This is a genomic window from Paenibacillus sp. FSL L8-0436, assembly GCF_038593025.1.
In the GTDB taxonomy this organism is placed as follows: domain Bacteria; phylum Bacillota; class Bacilli; order Paenibacillales; family Paenibacillaceae; genus Paenibacillus_AQ.
This window is the reverse complement of the sequence record NZ_CP151955.1, coordinates 636,382-654,689: the sequence shown is the minus strand read 5'-3', so window position 1 is coordinate 654,689 and position 18,308 is coordinate 636,382. Positions and strand designations below refer to the sequence as shown.

The following is an 18,308-nucleotide window of genomic DNA, read 5'->3' as shown; positions in this document are numbered from 1 at the left end:
AGCAGCCGGATTGCCGGCCACCGCGAGATCCTATGAATTAACCGCTATTATTGGCACAAACGGTTGAATACTTCCTTCAATTCAGCAGCGATTTCGGCAGCTGAACGGTCTTCTACCCCATGACGCTCAATAAAATGAACAAGCTCCCCATCCTTCATCAAAGCGATAGATGGTGAAGAAGGCGGATATGGAGCGAAGTATTCACGTGCTTTAGCAGTGGCTTCCTTCTCCTGTCCGGCGAACACGGTGAACAGATGATCCGGCAGAATTTCGTTCTGCAAAGCTTGGGCTACACCAGGACGGCATTGGCCAGCTGCACAGCCGCATACAGAATTGACGACAACGAGCGACGTCCCCTTTGCGGTTGGAAGAGTGGTTTCCACCTCTTCTGGAGTCAACAACTCCTGGAACCCGATACTTGTCAGGTCATCACGCATAGGCTGAATTGAATCTCTCATATATTGATTAAATGACATGGACATTCCTCTGCACTCTCCTTTGCCTTATAAAGTGTTTGGTCAGGCTGCATTACAGCAGCACTTACTAACTTTATTATACATGCATACTCTGTGAAAGCAAGGGAGGGACCTGCTGCTGCAGCGGAGCCCATCGTCTGTGACTTGTGCCTCTATCAAGGGACGTTACTTCAGCAGCCTAGTCGTTGCTGCACGTTCTTCCTTCTCAAAAGGAAAAGATACGGTGAACACTGTGCCCACGCCCTCCTGCGATTCAACCGCAATCTTTCCGTTATGCCGCTCGGCAATACTCAGACAAAGCGATAACCCGAGCCCGGTTCCATGATTTTTTGTTGTGAAGAAGGGGACAAATAAATTCTCAATCTGGCTTGTTGAAATTCCGCCTCCAGTGTCCTTAATCATCAGCTCAACTCTATCCTCATTCACACGTGTCTCCAAGGTCAACACCCCCTTCGGGTCCATGGCCTCCATCCCGTTGCGTGCCAGATTAAGGACAAGCTGCTTAATCTCCCTGACATTCAGCATCAGCAGAGGCAATGACGGGTTTAGCCGGAGTTCAATGCTCTGGCCCCGGAGATTGGCATCCGCCCAGATCAAAGGACTCAGCTCTTCTACTATAAGATGAAGCTGCACCATTTCTTTATCCGATACACGGGTCTGTGCGAGTGACAGAAAGTCATTGATGATGGCGTTGGCCCGGTCCAGCTCATCCATCACGATCTGGTAGTATGAATCCAGCTCTCCCGGACTCTTCTCTCTCATAAGCTGGAGAAATCCGCGAACGACTGCCATGGGATTGCGGATCTCATGCGTGATGCCTGCAGCCATCTGTCCAACCAGCGTTAGCCGCTCTACATTATCAAGCTCGCTGCGGAGTTTCGCCTCCTCGGTCAGATCCTGAACGATCATCACAATGCCGCCAGGAATTCCGGAATCCCGCGGCAGAGGCTCCGTATAAATTTGATATGTACTCGTTGCACATGTAATTTTGGCATTGGTGCGCTGTTTGCTGCGGACGATGTCCTCCAGCCGAGAATAGGTCTGCTCGTCAAGATATTTTCTGAAAAGCTGGCCTGCAGGCTGGGACATTATAGTCTCCCTTGTCAGTTCAGGATAATGGCGGTGAATCAGCTTGAGCATAAATTCGTTAAGTTCTGTGACATACCCGCTGTCATCCATCGACATAATATTCAGCTGTACTGCGTCGGTAATCTGCTGAAGCTTCTCTGATTCCAGCTTGAATTTCTCGGAGATTCCCTTCATCTGTTCCTTGATATGAAGCCTATCCCAAGCGGTTTCGATACAAAATATAAATAATCCGCCGAGCATAACGGTAATAAACAGATATACCGTCACCAGCAAGGTGTCTGCCGAAAGGGTTTCATATATATTCTTGCCGTTCATTTTGGGCATGAGCACAATAAAGAGCATGCTGGGGGCCAGAATAGCCCATAGCATGCCTATCTTCTGAATAATCTTTCCCTTCTTAAAAGGCCGGACAAAACCAAACAATAGCGGATACATAAGAACCCCAGTATTAACTACTATATTGCCGATTCCCGGTGGCACCGAAAACAGTGCCGTGCAGAGCATAAAAAAAGCAGCCAGACTTATCCCGGAGCGGAAATTCCCATATAATATACCGATATAAGCGGGCAATATAGCCAAATTCAAATAAACAACCCCGAATAATGTTGTTGAGAAAATGGTGCAGAGGGTAATGCTAATGGCACAGCAAATAATCAGCAAAGCCTGATCATCCGGAAATTGCCGATTTCTGCGTATAATGTGGCTTTGATCCAGCCACCATTGAAATAGAAATATAAACGAACTGGCAGATAAGATTTGCAATAAAATATCCTTTACCGCATCTAAAATTGCAATCACTCCCCAAGTTGGACAAATTACCCTTTCCCTTTAGATTAAAGCACAGCCGGGCTTTTCTGACAACGATAATCACATGCCGGTTCCACAGGTCTGGCTACACCGCGGCCGGAATGGTATGATGCCGTTAGTAGAACACCGAAAATGCTGAAATTCGCTATACCTTAAGCATGTAAAGGAGCAGATTCATGAGCAACTATGATGTAATCGTCATTGGGGGCGGCCCCTCCGGACTGATGGCCAGCGTGGCCGCTGCGGAGCACGGCGCCTCCGTATTATTGATTGATAAAGGGGCTAAGCTGGGCCGGAAGCTGGGAATCTCGGGCGGCGGGCGCTGCAATGTAACCAACGTCAAGGAAACCTCCGAGCTTATTGCCCATATTCCGGGCAACGGCCGCTTTTTATACAGCGCATTTGATCATTTTAATAATCGAGATATTGTCGATTTCTTTGAAAATTTGGGCATCGCCCTGAAAGAGGAAGACAACGGGCGGATGTTTCCCGTGTCGGACAAGGCCTCCAGCGTCGTTTCCGCTCTAATCGGCAAAGTTCGCAGCCTGGGTGTGCAGATTATGACAGATAGCCCGGTGCAGGAGGTCCTGTACGGAGACGGTAAAGTAGAAGGAATCCGCCTGAAATCAGGCAAGGGGATTGCCGCTGGCGCTGTCGTAATCGCCACGGGAGGCAAATCTGTACCTCAGACCGGTTCCACCGGGGATGGCTATCCTTGGGCGATCACCGCCGGACATACAATTACGGAGCTGTTCCCGACGGAAGTCCCCATTGTTTCTAGGGAGGAATGGATCAAGTCAGGGGAACTTCAGGGGTTGTCCCTGCGGGATGTGACGCTGAGCGTCTGGAATCCGAAAGGCAAGAGGGTGATCTCCCACCGGGGAGATATGATCTTCACTCATTTCGGGCTGTCCGGCCCGATTGCGCTGCGTTGCAGCCAGTTCCTGCGCCAGGTCCAGCGCAAATCCGGAACGGACACAGTTGAGCTGTCCATCGACCTTTTTCCCGACCATCACCCGCAGGAGGTGGAGTCCCAGCTGCAGAACAAGCTGGAATTGGAGCCTAAGAAGGCCATCCGCAATTCCTTGAAAGGTTTGATTCCAGAGCGCCTCATTCCGCTGCTGCTGGCCAAAGCCGGGGTGGACGGAGACATCACCGGCCATCATCTTCCCAAAAGTGCCTTGCAAGCGCTGGCCGCCCTTCTGAAACGGATGCCGGTCTATGTTCACGGCACCCGGTCTCTGGCTGAAGCTTTTGTTACCGGCGGAGGTGTCAATCTGAAGGAAATCGATCCCAAGACTATGGAGTCTAAGCTTATGCAGGGACTTTATTTCTGCGGTGAGGTGCTGGATATTCACGGCTATACCGGCGGCTACAATATTACCGCTGCTTTCTCCACAGGTTACACAGCAGGCAAACATGCAGCTGGACAGCATTAGGAGCAGAGGGACATCCACCGTCTAGGACTACAAAGCCCGCCCAAATAGCATCCCCTCTAATTTAAAAACAGCGTTACTTGCGTAAATCGGCAAGTAACGCTGTTTTGTATTTAGCGGGTCTGCAGCACCTATCTCTGAAACCGCATTGTGCTGAACATTCTGGCAATGAAAACCCCGATTAAATAACCGAGTGGAATAAACAGCAGCAGCCCCCACCATCCATACAGAGGAATGCACACCACACCAGAACAGATTGCTGTATATGGAACTAGCAGAATCGGTATTGCTGCGGAACCGGCATCGGCTTTTTGAGCTTTGGTAAAGGGCAGGATCCCGATATAGTCGTCCCCCGCAAACAATAACCAGAAAGAAGTCAGCCAGTAGGCCATTAATAACGCCAGAATAATGAGCAACCCCCATTTCAAAATCCCTGGAACGATAAAAATAGCTATCATGGAAACGCCCGTGAACGCAAAATAGAGCTTCAGGTGTGCCGGATTGCGCACAAGTGCTTTAATGCCTGCTGCCGCGAAGCGGCTCTCCGGCTGCTTCGAAGCCAGGAGCGGTTGTGATTTGCGGAAAATCCATGGTTTATAGCGTGTGGGGCGCGGTTTATCAAGCACGCCGCGCAGCAATAAACCGGCAATTCTCATCCGCTGCTTGTAGTCTTCCCGCACATCGCTCATAAAGGTAGCGTGCAGCCGCAAGCGGAAGCGTATGGCCCATACAACCACAGCACCATATATGGCGGCGGCTGCCAGCAGCAACAGAGGCTGGCTGTCCCAATAAATAGCAGCCCTGACATAAGCGGCACAGGGGACAGTCACGGCCGGAATGAGCCACAGCCAGCGGCGGAAGCCCTGGCGCTGTACTTTAACAAGGTGTCCCAGCAGTTTGACGCACCAGCTGCAGGTTATGGTCATTGCAAGAAGCGATGCGGCAGCTGTCCCGCTGAGTCCGTACCCCCGGACGATGAAGGGCAGCAGAATAGCAAATACCGCAGCCATCTTGAGGGCAGTTACGGTAAGACTATACAGAAGCCCCCGCAGCATAATGCTTCTGATCCAGTTTTGCCGCTGCCTGAGAAACAACGAATCCCCTTCCTGGAGCAGCAGCACCATACCTCCGGTAGCAATTAGAGCCGCCAGCAGCAGCGGAAGCAGCATAAAGGGGGTCGCTGTCGTCCATGTTGGCATTTCCCCGCTCCAGAACCCGAAATAGAACCTTCCGCCCAGCAGGCCGCCGGGAATAACGAGGTAGAGCAGGACCGTCCAGTCGGCCGCCGTACGGATAATCGCCGATTGCTCACGCCAATGGTAGATCAGGCGCCGCCGTAACAGCTGCGGAGCCGTAGGAAAAGCATACCCGGCTTTTTTGCCGGAAGTTTTAGGGTTAAGAACAGCCTGTTCCTGACTGCTCATGTCAATTCGTCGAAGCAATCAAACAACGACCCCTCCGGCAATCCGGCAATGTCGCGGATTTCCTCCAAAGTGCCTGTTGCTGTTACTTCCCCGCTGGAGATCAGCACGAAGCTGTCGCAGATTTTCTCCGCAGTATCCAGTACATGCGTGGACATCAGAACGCCCGCACCGCGCTTCCGCTCGGCCTCCAGGAGACGCAGGAAATCCTTCGTGGCACGGGGGTCAAGCCCGATAAACGGCTCGTCCACAATGTAGACATCGGGCTGGACCAGGAAGCCAAGCATCAGCATCATCTTTTGCTTCATACCTTTGGAGAAGCCTGCAGGCAGGTCATCCCGCACATTTCCCATACCGAACTGCACCAGAAGCTTCTCGGCGGTGGCCACAAAAGTCTCGTAGCTCAAACCGTAGGCTGCAGCTGCCAAATCGAGATGCTCCCACAGTGTCAGGTCCTCGTAAAATACCGGCTGTTCCGGCACGTATGCATACGATTGACTCTCTCCGCCGATAATCACTTTAGCCTTGGCATATTTCAACAAGCCGAGCAGCGTCTTGATGGTGGTGCTTTTCCCTGCTCCGTTTGGTCCTATCAATCCCAGCAGCTGGCCGCGCCGCACCTGGAAAGAAACATCTGAAATCCGTTTGTCGCCCGCTTCGTAACCGGCTTCCTCAATGGAAACATCGAGCACAATATCTTCCTCTTCCCATTCGCCCTCAGCTTTGAACTCCTCTGCAGACTCATCTTCAAACTCTGTCTCTTTCATACGGCTTCCATCTCCTAAGTGTCAATTCACAAGTGTCCCGGCTGCTATTACCGTTCTTTTTTATCCATTATACGGACAAAAGGGAAGAATCATCAAACATTACTTCCCCGAAGTGCGGAAAGAGACCTCTCCGACTTAAGGAAAGACCCCCAGGTTGCACCATGATCAGGCAAAACTCCCCATGCTAATCTTTGCTTCTTTGTAATTTATAGTAAGGGAAGCCAAAGGTTTGTTCATCAATCCCCGGGAGTAAATCTCCGCTGCGCCAGAGGCTGTAAATGCCCTCCTGCCGGAGACGTACACCAAAAAAACCAATTCAATATGCACCATTTGCGCACTCTAAAAAAATTGTTTGATTTTTAATAATTAAAAGTGTGCTCATTGTGACAAATCACATGTTCTTGATCCGATGTTTGACGTATTGTAAAGCTATATCAAGTCATTGCACGGCTAAACCGTGCAATTCAAGCCATGATTTAGTACCGTACGGGGCAACCCGTATGATTAACGATAACGATAGAGGGTGGAGAAGCATGATACAATCCTATGAACGCGATACTCAACTGACATTGCATTTGTACCGGGTTTTTGCCAAGTCTTTCAAGAGCATCAACGAGCATGCCGTTACCGGAAGCAAGATTGAAGGTTTCAATCCCACAGCTTTTGCTGTTATGGAGGTCCTCTACTATAAGGGGCCGCAACCCATTCAGCAGATCGGTGCCAAACTGCTCTTGCAGAGCGGTAATGTTACTTACGTGATCGACAAGCTCGAAGAACGCGGCTACCTGCAGCGCAAGCCTTGCGCAAACGACCGCCGGGTTATTTTCGCCGAGCTGACTTCAGAAGGCGAACATCTGATGAACGAAATGTATCCGAAATATTCGGAGCGCCTGCACCTCGCTTTCAGTGGCCTGAGTGATGAAGAGAAGGAACAGATGATTACTCTTTTGAAGAAGATGGGTCTCCAGGCTGAGAAACTCTCCCCGCTCCCGCGCAAATAGGGTCCGGGTCAATAAGATTGTGAATATATTCACTTTTTAGAATAACTCTAGATCAAGTAGAAACGGCTGAGCCGTCCTGTTAAGGATGCCTCAGCCGTTTCTTGTTTCTTGCAGCAATAGAAGGGTTCTGACACAAGTGTTATTCACTAAGCCTTCTTAAGCGCAGGATTCTCCTCCGCAATGGAAGGAACGCCACTCCGCAGACCCGAAGAAATAATCAGGGAAAAGACTGCGAATGCCGCCATCACAACAAAAAGTGAATGCAGGCCGCCTTCCAGCGCACCATGCAGACTGCTCCAGGCCTCCCCGGTCAGTGTGCTGCCGCCATGCGGATTAAGCAGTGTATTGATGTCATCCCCTGTAACTGCACTGCCGGGCTGCTCCGCCAGCCGTCTGTCAATCGTAAGGTTCAGCCAGGAACCGAAAATTGCCACCCCAACCGTCTGCCCGAGTGAACGGGTGAACGTATTGAGTGCCGTTGAGGCCCCGCGCTGCTCATGCTCCACAGAGGACTGGGCGATAATGGTAAAGACGGTAGAGGCATAGCCAAACCCGACTCCGCAGAACAGCATAAGACATAAAAGCAGCAACTGTGATGAATCCCCGTTCATAAACGCAAGGCCGATGGCCCCTATGGAAATCAGCAACAGTCCAAGCATGCCCGTCCGGCGGGAGCCGGAGCGCAGGATCATCCGTCCTCCGGCAATGGAACCCAGCATCCAGCCTACAGACATCGGCGCGAGCAGCAGGCCTGAGAGGGCAGCACTTTTTCCAAACACTCCTTGTACCCACAGCGGTACATAGGTGGACAAGCCAATGATCAAGGTACTGACCAGCAGATTGGCCCCGGTGGATACAGCAATATTACGAACGGAGAACAGCGTGAGCGGCAGCATCGGTTCAGGAGCACGGTGCTCCACAAACAGAAATACTACCAGCAGCAGAATTGCCGCCCCCAATATCGCCAGCAGCAGCGGAGATGTCCAGGGCAGATTCTGCCCACCTGTCGTCAGTCCGAAGAGAAGAGCGCCCATCCCTGCCGCAAACAGCAGCACACCGGCTACATCAATCTTCGTCTTGCGTCTTACCCGTTCTTCCTTCAGATAGCGGGAAATAAATATAATCGATAACAGGCCAAAAGGCAGATTAAACACAAATACCCAGCGCCAGCTTAAGTAATCTACAACATAGCCGCCGAGCAGCGGTCCAACCAGAGAGGAGATCCCCCATACCGAACTCAGCAGCCCTTGTGTCTTTGCCCGTTCTTTAATGCTGTAGATGTCACCGATTATCGTAAAGGTCATCGGAATTAGTGCTCCCGCTCCGATTCCTTGGATGCCGCGGAATATAATAAGCTGTTCCATGCTCTGCGATACGCCGCACAGCAGCGAGCCGAGCAAGAACACCACAGCTCCACCGATGAACACAGGCTTGCGGCCAATCAGATCGCTCAGCTTGCCAAATATCGGGGTCGTGACCGCCATGGCCAGCAGATAGGCGGTAAATATCCAGCTCAGCCACTGCATCCCCTGGAAATCCCCAACAATCGCCGGTCCGGCAGGCCCGGTTACTGTTCCTTCAATTGCTGCCAAAAATGTAGCCAGCAGCACCCCTATCAAAATAAGCTTGCGTTCTGTTTCTCCTGGAGACTTCAATGAATCCAAATCCTCTCTCTATATATTAGCGTCTAGCCTCACTGCGCAGCATCGCATACAGAATAACGTCCTGAAAGCCTGAGGACGTATGACGGTATTCCCGCAACAGCCCTTCCTCCCGGAAGCCCAGTGCTGAAAACAGCCTCTGCGCCCGGACATTGTCCGGATGGCATAATACTTCAATCCGGTTCAGCGCCATGGTGCCGAAGCCGAAATCCAGTACAAGCTCCAGCGCTTCCTGCATATATCCCTGCCCCCAATGGGACGGTGACAGCTCACAGCCGATCTCCCCCCGGTACGCTCCCGGCAGCTGCCAGTAGTTATAGCCGCAGCTGCCGATTACGTCACCCTCCGGTCCTATGATGCTCCAGCGCAGACTCTCTTCTTCCCGCGCCATTTGCCGCAGTAATCCAATCAGATGCTCTGCATCAGCAGCCGAAGACAGAGGGGGCATGTCCAGCCAGGGCGCCACCTCAGGATGACACCAGAGGTCATATAATGCGGCGGCATGATCTTCGGTCATGACACGCAGTTCCACTCTTTCTCCGCTCAAAGCCGGTACCATCCCATTGCACACGTACAACGCTCTCGTCCCCTTCCAACCTTATAAGTATACAACATATGTAAGGATGTCCTGAATAGAAACATTAATTTCACACACATAGAAACGGTACTGTCCTTAAGCGGGACGGTACCGTTTCAGTGAGAAATCGTTTGAAAAACGCCTTTATCGGGGCGGCTTGGTCCCACCCTGATGCAGACGTTTGTTTTTGGGCATAAGGTTCGCTCATGCTGTTGTATAGTGGAAATCGGCATAATCTTCAGGATTAACCTGAGGCCCCTGCTGCCTTGACTGGCTTAAGCACCTCGGTGCAGAGAACCTGAAGCTTCTCCTGGATTGCCTTGAATTCTTCAATCCCCGTCCCGGTAATGCTGAATCCCTCGCCATGGGCAGTCAGGAAGTTCTCCTGGGAGAGCCGTTCCAGTTCCTGCTTCACTTCACGTTCCGCCACCCGGTATCCCAAATTCTCGAGTTCCGGCTGCATCTCTGATACTGTAAGGTCCCTCTCATGTGCAAAATAAAGCATATGGATCCCTACGAACAAGTTCTGTACATCGGCGCGCATATTCCACTCCTTCCGGCCAAAAGCCTCCAGTTTTAGTAAATTCAATCACTGCTTATTCTTATAAAAGCATTACCCTAGTGATGGCTTGTGGAAACACGGGGGACTGTTACGGTAAGGGTGTGAGCTCTGCAATCTGCATAAATCCGGTAATGCTTGACGTATTGAACGTTGCTGTACTATCTTGTTAGTTACAGTTATGGATTCATACTGACTCAAGGTACAGGAAGGTGATGCTTCATGTTTCAGGCTATGCCCTACGACGGAACGCGCAGCGAGCGCTTTGAAGCGGTTCTATCCCAGCTGGGAGCGCTGATGGAAGGGGAGCCAAATGCCGTTGCCAATCTGGCGAATGCCTCGGCACTGCTTAAGTTCTCTCTACCGGATACCAATTGGGCCGGTTTCTATTTATTTGACGGCAAGGAGCTTGTGCTTGGACCCTTTCAGGGACTGCCTGCCTGTATCCGTATTCCACTGGGCCGCGGAGTATGCGGAACAGCCGCAAGCGAACGCCGGACGCTCGTCGTGGATGATGTTCATGCCTTCCCGGGACATATTGCCTGTGATGCCGCTTCGAACAGCGAAATCGTCGTGCCGCTGATTAAGGAGGACCGGCTTCTGGGTGTGCTGGATATCGACAGCCCGCTCAAGCACCGCTTCGATGATGAGGAACGCCGCTTCCTGGAGCGGTTCGCGGCTATGGTTTCGGACGTAATCTAATTTTCCCGGCTGCATGTAAAAGGCCGCCACATTCGCAGGAATTTCTGCGTTTGTGACGGCCTTTTTGCTGTTGATCATTCTTATGCTGAGGACAACGCCCGATTACTGCCGGACCGGACTAATATTCCAGATTTCAGAGGCGTAGCGGCTGATCGTGTTGTCACTGGAAAATTTGCCGGAATGGCCGATGTTGATAATCGACTTTTTCAGCCATTCCTTCTGGTTGCGGTAGGCGAGATCGATTTTGACATGGGTCTCCACATAGCCGGCAAAATCCTTAAGCACAAAAAATTCATCATTATTGTCGAGCAATGACTGATAGAGCGAATCGAACTCCTGGGTATGGCAGCAGATTGGCCCTGGTGTGATAAGCTGATCCAGCACTTCCTTGACTCGTCCATCGCCATTATAGATATCACGGGAATGATAGCCCCCATACTGGTAGTAATCAAGCACCTGCTCTGCCCGCAGGCCGAACAGGAACATGTTGTTGTCACCCAGCATTTCGTGCATTTCCACGTTGGCCCCGTCCATCGTACCGATGGTCAGCGCACCGTTCATCATAAACTTCATGTTGCCAGTGCCGGAAGCCTCCTTGCTTGCTGTAGAGATTTGTTCGCTTACATCAGCAGCGGGAATAATCTTCTCCGCCAAAGAGACCGAATAATTCTCCAGGAAAAAAATGCGGATCTTGCCTTTGATATCCGGATCCTTGTTGACGACATCAGCCACAGTATTAATCAGTTTAATAATCCGTTTGGCCAAATGATAGCTAGGTGCGGCCTTGGCCCCGAATATAAAGGTGCGCGGCACCATGTCCATAGATGGATTGTCTTTAAGCTGATTGTACATATGCATAATATGCAGAATGTTCAGCAGCTGGCGTTTGTAGGCATGCAGCCGTTTGACCTGTACATCGAAGATAGAATCCGGGTCTACCTGCACTCCATGCTTCTTGCTGATGTATTCCGCCAGACGCTGCTTGTTGCGGCGTTTGATGCCGGCCACCTGTTCCTGGAATGAAGCATCCTCACAATATTTAATTAGCCCGATCATCTCCTGCGGATGGTGAATCCAGCGTGTGCCAATGGAATCATTGATCAGTCCGGCCAGCTCGGGATTGGCATGCAGCAGCCAGCGGCGGTGCGTGATGCCGTTCGTCTTGTTATTGAAACGGTGCGGATACATCTCATTGAACAGCCGCATCTCGCGTTTCTGCAAAATCTCCGTATGCAGCGCAGCCACTCCATTCACGCTATGGCTGGCTACTATTGCCAGATGGGCCATCCGCACCTGATCATCATGAATAATTGCCATCTGGTTGATCCGGTCCTGATCACCGGGGTATTTGCTCATCAGCTCGCCGCAGAACCGGGCATTGATTTCCTCAATAATGAGGAAAATACGCGGCAGCAGCTCCCGGACCATTCCCATCGGCCATTTCTCCAGCGCCTCGCTGAGAATGGTATGGTTGGTATAAGACACCATCCGTGTCGTCATGCTCCAGGCCTGATTCCAGCTGATGCCGTGTTCATCCATCAGAATCCGCATCAGCTCCGGGATAACCAGCGTTGGATGCGTATCATTGATGTGCAGAGCCACTTTGTCCGGGAGCAGTTCAATCGGCAGGCCCGTCTTGCTGTACGTCCGCAGAATGCTCTGCAGACCTGCGCTGCACAAGAAATACTGCTGCTTCAGACGGAGCAGCTTGCCTTCATACTGTGAATCATCCGGGTACAGGAATTCCGAAATCGATTCCACCGAACGTTTGTATTCCAGAAACTTGTGATAATCCGTTCCAGCCAGGGAGCCGGTTATTCTCGAAGACGGGTTGATCGATTCGGCACTCCAGTTCCGCAGTGTATTCACATGCTTGCGGTCCGCGCCAATAATCGGAATGTCATAAGGAACCGCCCGCACCGCTTCATAATCCTTATGCTCGAAGGCCAGTTCACCGTTCTCCCCACGGGTCTCCACATGTCCCCAGAACCGCACTTCCACCTGCTTGTCTTCCCGGCGCAATTCCCACACATTATCGTTCTGCAGCCAATAATCGGGCAGCTCCACCTGATATCCGTCAACAATCTTTTGCTCAAACAGGCCGTATTTATAACGGATGCCGCAGCCATGCCCTGCATACTGCAGGGAGGCCAGCGAATCCATGAAGCAGGCGGCCAAACGCCCCAGACCTCCGTTACCTAGGCCTGCATCTGCTTCTTCCTCTTCAATATCCTGAAGACAAAAGCCCAGTTCTGCAAGTCCTTCGCGTACTACCTCCAGCACGCCCATGTTGAGCAGATTATTGCCCAGAAGCCTGCCAATCAGAAATTCCATGGAAAAATAGTAGACCTGCTTTTCCTTATCAACCTTATACTTCTGGTTGGTATCTGCCCAGTTTTTGCCTGCATTCTCACGGATCATATTGCCGATGATGTTATACACATCAGCATTCGAAGCTTCTTCAAGCGGCTTGCCCAATTTCCTGATGAGTGCCTCGCGGAACGCTTGTTTAAAGGTTTCTTTATCGTTGAACAACAGCGGGTTCCTCCTGACAGATCCTTATTTTGTGAATGGCATATTTATGGAAACTCAGGATCAGCTGAACGGGGTGCTGCCCGGTTCAACTGATCCTGAGGTTAAATTTTGCTGCTCTTGGCTATAACAAATGGACGTTTGTTATCTCCGACCAGAATCCGGTCTCTGCTTAAGTGTACATCTTTATCCATAATGACATTTTCAATCACGGCATTTTCTTCAATTACACATTTCTGCATGATGACAGAATTGATGATTCGGGCGCCTTCTTTGATCTGCACACCCCGGAAGATCACGCTGTTCTCCACAGTTCCGGCAATGATACAGCCGTTGGCCACCAGGGAGTTGCTGACCTCTGCGCTGTCCAGATAACGCGTTGGCGCTTCATATTTAATCTTGGTCTGCACCGGATTCTCCTTGAACAGGCTGAAATAATTGTCCTGGCGGAGCAGCTCCAGACTATTTTTGTAATAGCTTTCCAGCGAATTGATCACTGCATGATAACCTTTGTACTCGTAGGCGGCAATTTTGAATTTGTGCCGATTTTTCTGGATTACATCGCGGAAGAAGAAACTCTCGCCATGGGCGATGCAATGTTCTACCTGCTCCAGGAACATTTTTTTCTCCATGATGAAAATATCCAGATACACATTGTGATGGTCCTTCTCATGATGAATATTCGTAACCGCATTCTCTTCGTCTATCTCAACACGCAGGCAGGGATCATGCTCAGGCTGCAGCTGGTCTACCGTTTTGTAGACAAGCGTTACATCCGCGCCCTTCTCCAGATGGTATTGGAACACCTCCTGGAAATCCACAGTGTTGATATGCTGACTGCCGGAGAACACAATATATTTGGCCGGGGCCCGTTTGAAGAAATCCAGATTGTTATGATAATGCTGCAAATCCCCAAGCGAGGTATCTGTCGGATCATTCCAGTCGGGCGGCAAAATAAACAGTCCTCCGTGCTTGCGGTTCATATCCCAGGACTTGCCGTCGCCGAGATGGTCCATCAGTGAACGGTATTTACGGCGGACAAACAGTCCAACGCTTTCCAGCTCTGCCCGCATCATATTGGAAAGAACGAAATCGATTAGCCGGTAGCGGCTGGCAAAAGGCACCGCAGCACCGCAGCGGAAATAGGTCAACTCATTTAATTTATCCAGTTCATGATCAAGATTGATTACGCCCATAAGCTTTTTCATCCCGGTTCACCGTCCTCTAATGGTTATATGGTTTTGGCTGCAACTGATTTACGTTTCTTGCTCCGATTATCGATCAGCAGGATTTCGTCTTCATTCTCCCGATCGACTCCGATCTCCATATAATCCTCGATTACCGTATTTTCGCTGATGATAGCCTTATGGATCCGTACATTCTTGCCGATCTTAACCTTGGGCATAATGACGGAGTCGGTAATGACGCTGCCTTCTCCCACTTCCACACCGTAAAAGAGCACCGAATGCTTCACCTCTCCGTACACGATGCAGCCCTCATTAATAATGCAGCTCGATACCTTCGCTCCAGGAGCTACATATTGTGCCGGCTGATTCGGATTGCGGGTGAAAATGCGCCAATTGGGATCATTCAGATTCAGCGGCGGATGATCGCTTAACAAATCCATATTGGCCTCCCACAGGCTGGCCACTGTACCTACATCCCTCCAGTAGCCTTCAAATGGATAGGCAAAAAGGGATTTGTCGTCCTCCAGCATCAGAGGAATAATATCTTTGCCGAAATCATGGGAAGAGTCTGCATTCTCCCCGTCTTCCAGCAGATGCTTGCGGAGGACCTCCCATTTGAAAATATAAACGCCCATCGACGCCAGCGTGCTCTTTGGCTTCACCGGCTTCTCGTCAAACTCATAAATCTTCAGATCTTCATCTGTGTTAAGAATGCCAAAGCGGCTGGCCTCCTCGAGCGGAACATCAATGACCGAGATGGTGCAGTCAGCGTTTCTAGATTTGTGATATTGCAGCATAGCATTGTAATCCATTTTGTAAATATGGTCGCCGGAAAGTATAAGCACATGCTCCGGATCAAATTGATCAACAAATTTCAGATTGCGGTAAATTGCATCAGCCGTTCCCCGGTACCAGCTGCTTCCATTCTCCCGTTCATGCGGCGGCAATACAAATACACCGCCATCCTTACGGTTCAAATCCCAGTCACTTCCTACCCCAATGTATGAATGCAGTACAAGCGGCTCATATTGAGTGAGCACACCAACTGTATCAATACCTGAATTGGAGCAATTGCTTAAGGGGAAGTCGATGATTCTGTAAGTTCCCCCAAAATAAACAGCGGGCTTGGCAAGCGTTTTGGTCAATCCCTTCAACCTTTTCCCTTGGCCTCCCGCCAATAGCATGGCTACCATTTCTTTTTTCTTCATGGAAGAGCCTCCTTGACATATGGGTAGTAAAGCATGTAATAAATAAGGTTGAATGAAGTTTGGTGGTGCGAAATAGACCCAAGATAGAATTCAAAAAGAAGTGAACCAGCAAGAAGTAAAATGAAAGAAATGTGCTTGATAGGAAATTTGGATAAGGTTAACAAACGGGGGGGACACCTGATATCGGGACAAGTTGCCGGATTCATGAGAAAGGCTCTCCAAAAACCGGGTTTCTATCCTTATTGTAAAGTGTTCTAGAGTCGCCGTCAAAACCCTTTATTGAGTTCCAAAAACCTTAAATTGTAAGTACATTCCTTATTAATAACATTTATATTTCTTATAATTAGATTAACCAGAATGATTAACCATGAACTAAAAATTCTAATCTGATATTGAACTTAAGCCGACGCTTCTTTCAGCAAACGTTCAACGTAATGTGTCATACTGAACTATCTTTTACTGTAAACGGAGGTACTACTCATGAAAGCTGCCCAAGGCGTGCGACTACTGCTCGTAGATGACGAGCCTCATATCCTGCAGTTTCTGGAACTGGGTCTGATGAACGAAGGATTTGAAGTAATGACTGCACCTGACGGTGTCAGCGCAATCGCAATTGCTGCCGATTTCAAACCGCATGTGGCCATTCTGGATGTGATGATGCCGGGCATGGACGGCTTTGAGGTCTGCCGCTACCTGCGTTCAGAAGAAGCGGAGATTGCGGTCATCATGCTGACTGCAAAAGACGAAGTAGACGACCGGGTCAAGGGCCTGTCCATCGGGGCTGACGACTATATGGTCAAGCCGTTCAGCTTCGACGAGCTGCTGGCCCGGATCCAGGCCCGGCTGCGCAATCAGTTCCCGGGATTGCTTGGGGAGGTGCGCTGCGGCCCCTTCCGGATTGACGGCCGCCGCAAGGAAATCCGCCACAAGGAAGAGGTTCTGGAGCTGTCCCCTACCGAATATGAGCTGCTGCAATACCTGGTCATCAATCATGGCCTTGTACTGAGCAAGCCGATGATTCTGGACAAGGTATGGGGATATGATTTTGGTGGTGAGGAAAATATCGTGGAGGTCTATATCCGTTCTCTCCGCGAGAAGCTTGGCGATAAAGAGCATAAGATTATCCGCACGCTGCGCGGCGCAGGATACCGCGTGGACCTGGTATGATTGCCCGCCTCTCGGGCTTCATCAGCAGACTCCCGTCTCCGCGTTCCCTGCGCAAGCAGCTGCTGGCCATCTCACTCATCATTTTGTCCGTGCTGCTGCTGCTGATCGGTGTGCTGCAGTATGTGCTGATGCGGAACTTCATCTACACCAACCGGGCGGAATCCATGGAAACGCAGCTGCGGTCCGTGCCGCGTGAGTTCTATTTTACGTTTCTCAATTCCGGGAACAGTACTCCGGCTGACTTGAGTATTTCAGGCGCTTCAGACCCTTCTTGGACAACAGGCACACCAGGGATGGTTAAGCCGGAACTGCCTGGTGCCAGCCCCGCCACGAGCGGCGGTAACGCAGCACCCGGGGAGAACCAGAACACCAGCCCGGACGGGCAGCGGATGGGCGGAGAGAGGCGTCCTCTCCTGCTGGATGCCCATACAACAATCGCCATCTATAGCCCGGACGGCACGTTCAAGGATTTCCAGGAGGATACGCTTTCCGATTCTGCCGCTCCAAGAATGACGAACAAAGAGTATGATGAGCTGCTCAAACATACTACGGACAAACAAACGGGTGAATACCGGCTGATAACCGCTGAGGATGGTAGTGAACACCTGGCCGTGTTCATGAATCTGCGCAAGCCGGGTGCACCCAAAATGCTGCTGCAAATGAGCGTAGCCACCGGCCCGCTGAGAGATGTAATCATGCAGCAGCTGATGATCTTCGCCGGCTTGGCGGTAATTGCTTTGCTGGCCGGGCTGTTCCTGTATTTGCCTGCACTGCGCAAAACACTGGTTCCCTTATCCAATATGGGCGAAGCCGCGCAAATCATCGACGCAGGCAATTTGGACGTACGCTTCCCCGTCAACCAGGGACAGACAGAAATCGACAAACTGTCCCAGTCCTTCAACGGAATGCTGGAGCGTCTGGAAATTTCGTTCCATAATGAACGTGAAGCCAAGGAACAGATGCGGCGTTTCGCCGCCGATGCTTCCCATGAGCTGCGGACTCCCCTCACTTCGATTCACGGCTTCCTGGAGGTGCTGCTGCGGGGGGCTGCGGATAATAAAGACCAGCTTTACGGCGCACTGAACAGCATGCACGGTGAATCCAAACGGATTAATAAGCTGGTCGAAGACCTGCTCCTGCTGGCCCGTATGGACGGCGCGCCTCAGCTAAGGGTCAAGAACCTGCTGCTGGGTGAAGTCATCGATGAGATGCAGCCGCAGCTCCTGGTGCTGGCCGCGAACCGCAAGGTCAACTTCGATATTTCTTACGGCATCCGCGGCATGTATGATCCTGACAAAATCAAACAGGTCATTCTCAACTTGTTCCACAATGCCGTGCAGCATACGGATGCCGACCAGGGGACGATCCATATCTCCCTGCACGCCCGGGACACCGAAGCAACGCTGACTGTCGGGGACAACGGCTCCGGTATCTCTGCTGATCATCTCCCCCATGTGTTCGACCGCTTCTACCGCAGCGATTCCTCGCGCACGCGCAAATACGGCGGTTCGGGCCTTGGATTGTCCATTACAAAGTCTATTGTGGATGCACATAACGGGAACATCAGCGTGGAGAGTACTCTCGGTGGAGGCACTGTCTTTAAAGTCACTCTTCCCTGCTTGCTGGATTAGCTTATATAGTGTAATCAACGTTATAATAGTGTGTGAAAAGGATGTTAGGCTCACAAAACTTAAGCCTATGCTTTCGAAGTGAGTTTT

15 protein-coding genes are annotated in these 18,308 nt (G+C 50.9%); 5 read left to right on the top strand and 10 right to left on the bottom strand.

Features of this window, described 5'->3' with window-relative positions; translation table 11 throughout:
* Positions 1–47: 47 nt before the first annotated feature.
* Together NSS79_RS03110 and NSS79_RS03105 are read right to left on the bottom strand one after the other, a co-directional pair.
* A complete protein-coding gene (locus tag NSS79_RS03110) occupies positions 48–482 on the bottom strand; it encodes a BrxA/BrxB family bacilliredoxin (RefSeq protein WP_038585544.1) in 435 nt (144 codons plus the stop codon).
* Between the two features lie 159 nt (positions 483–641).
* A complete protein-coding gene (locus tag NSS79_RS03105) occupies positions 642–2,150 on the bottom strand; it encodes an ATP-binding protein (RefSeq protein ID WP_342438243.1) in 1,509 nt (502 codons plus the stop codon).
* A 398-nt stretch (positions 2,151–2,548) separates the two neighbouring features.
* On the opposite strand from NSS79_RS03105, the gene NSS79_RS03100 reads away from it, so the two are divergent.
* Positions 2,549–3,811 (top strand): NAD(P)/FAD-dependent oxidoreductase, encoded by a 1,263-nt coding sequence (locus NSS79_RS03100; protein ID WP_342438242.1) that lies wholly within the window; start codon positions 2,549–2,551, stop codon positions 3,809–3,811.
* Between the two features lie 128 nt (positions 3,812–3,939).
* On the opposite strand, the gene NSS79_RS03095 is transcribed toward NSS79_RS03100, so the two are convergent.
* Entirely contained in the window at positions 3,940–5,250 is a 1,311-nt protein-coding gene (locus tag NSS79_RS03095) for an ABC transporter permease (protein WP_342438241.1), read from the bottom strand.
* Positions 5,229–5,996 carry an ABC transporter ATP-binding protein gene (locus tag NSS79_RS03090; protein WP_342438240.1) on the bottom strand — a complete coding sequence of 256 codons (768 nt, stop codon included), beginning with the start codon at positions 5,994–5,996 and terminating at the stop codon, positions 5,229–5,231. Before NSS79_RS03090 ends, NSS79_RS03095 begins: the two co-directional genes overlap by 22 nt.
* Positions 5,997–6,529: 533 nt before the next feature.
* Between NSS79_RS03090 and NSS79_RS03085 the strand changes: the two genes are divergently transcribed.
* Positions 6,530–6,997, top strand: coding sequence for a MarR family transcriptional regulator (locus NSS79_RS03085; protein WP_038585538.1), 468 nt, complete (start codon positions 6,530–6,532; stop codon positions 6,995–6,997).
* A 146-nt stretch (positions 6,998–7,143) separates the two neighbouring features.
* Here NSS79_RS03085 and NSS79_RS03080 read toward each other — a convergent pair whose 3' ends face one another.
* The 3 genes from NSS79_RS03080 to NSS79_RS03070 form a co-directional block, all read right to left on the bottom strand.
* Positions 7,144–8,652, bottom strand: coding sequence for an MDR family MFS transporter (locus NSS79_RS03080; protein ID WP_342438239.1), 1,509 nt, complete (start codon positions 8,650–8,652; stop codon positions 7,144–7,146).
* Between the two features lie 25 nt (positions 8,653–8,677).
* A complete protein-coding gene (locus NSS79_RS03075) occupies positions 8,678–9,205 on the bottom strand; it encodes a GNAT family protein (protein WP_342438238.1) in 528 nt (175 codons plus the stop codon).
* 274 nt (positions 9,206–9,479) lie between these two features.
* On the bottom strand, positions 9,480–9,779 hold the full coding sequence (locus NSS79_RS03070) for a hypothetical protein (protein ID WP_038585534.1): 300 nt from the start codon (positions 9,777–9,779) through the stop codon (positions 9,480–9,482).
* 237 nt (positions 9,780–10,016) lie between these two features.
* On the opposite strand from NSS79_RS03070, the gene NSS79_RS03065 reads away from it, so the two are divergent.
* Entirely contained in the window at positions 10,017–10,496 is a 480-nt protein-coding gene (locus NSS79_RS03065) for a GAF domain-containing protein (protein ID WP_076112815.1), read from the top strand.
* Between the two features lie 102 nt (positions 10,497–10,598).
* Here NSS79_RS03065 and NSS79_RS03060 read toward each other — a convergent pair whose 3' ends face one another.
* From NSS79_RS03060 to NSS79_RS03050, 3 genes are all read right to left on the bottom strand, one after another.
* Positions 10,599–13,031 (bottom strand): glycogen/starch/alpha-glucan phosphorylase, encoded by a 2,433-nt coding sequence (locus tag NSS79_RS03060; protein WP_342438237.1) that lies wholly within the window; start codon positions 13,029–13,031, stop codon positions 10,599–10,601.
* A gap of 101 nt (positions 13,032–13,132) precedes the next feature.
* A complete protein-coding gene (glgD, locus tag NSS79_RS03055; protein WP_342438236.1) occupies positions 13,133–14,236 on the bottom strand; it encodes a glucose-1-phosphate adenylyltransferase subunit GlgD in 1,104 nt (367 codons plus the stop codon).
* A gap of 23 nt (positions 14,237–14,259) precedes the next feature.
* Complete coding sequence (locus NSS79_RS03050; protein WP_038585522.1) at positions 14,260–15,423, bottom strand: glucose-1-phosphate adenylyltransferase; 1,164 nt, start codon at positions 15,421–15,423, stop codon at positions 14,260–14,262.
* Positions 15,424–15,903: 480 nt separating this feature from the next.
* Between NSS79_RS03050 and NSS79_RS03045 the strand changes: the two genes are divergently transcribed.
* Positions 15,904–16,590, top strand: coding sequence for a response regulator transcription factor (locus NSS79_RS03045; RefSeq protein WP_076112818.1), 687 nt, complete (start codon positions 15,904–15,906; stop codon positions 16,588–16,590).
* Positions 16,587–18,221: a HAMP domain-containing sensor histidine kinase gene (locus tag NSS79_RS03040; protein WP_342438235.1), complete on the top strand. Its 1,635-nt coding sequence runs from the start codon at positions 16,587–16,589 to the stop codon at positions 18,219–18,221. Before NSS79_RS03045 ends, NSS79_RS03040 begins: the two co-directional genes overlap by 4 nt.
* Positions 18,222–18,308 lie beyond the last annotated feature (87 nt).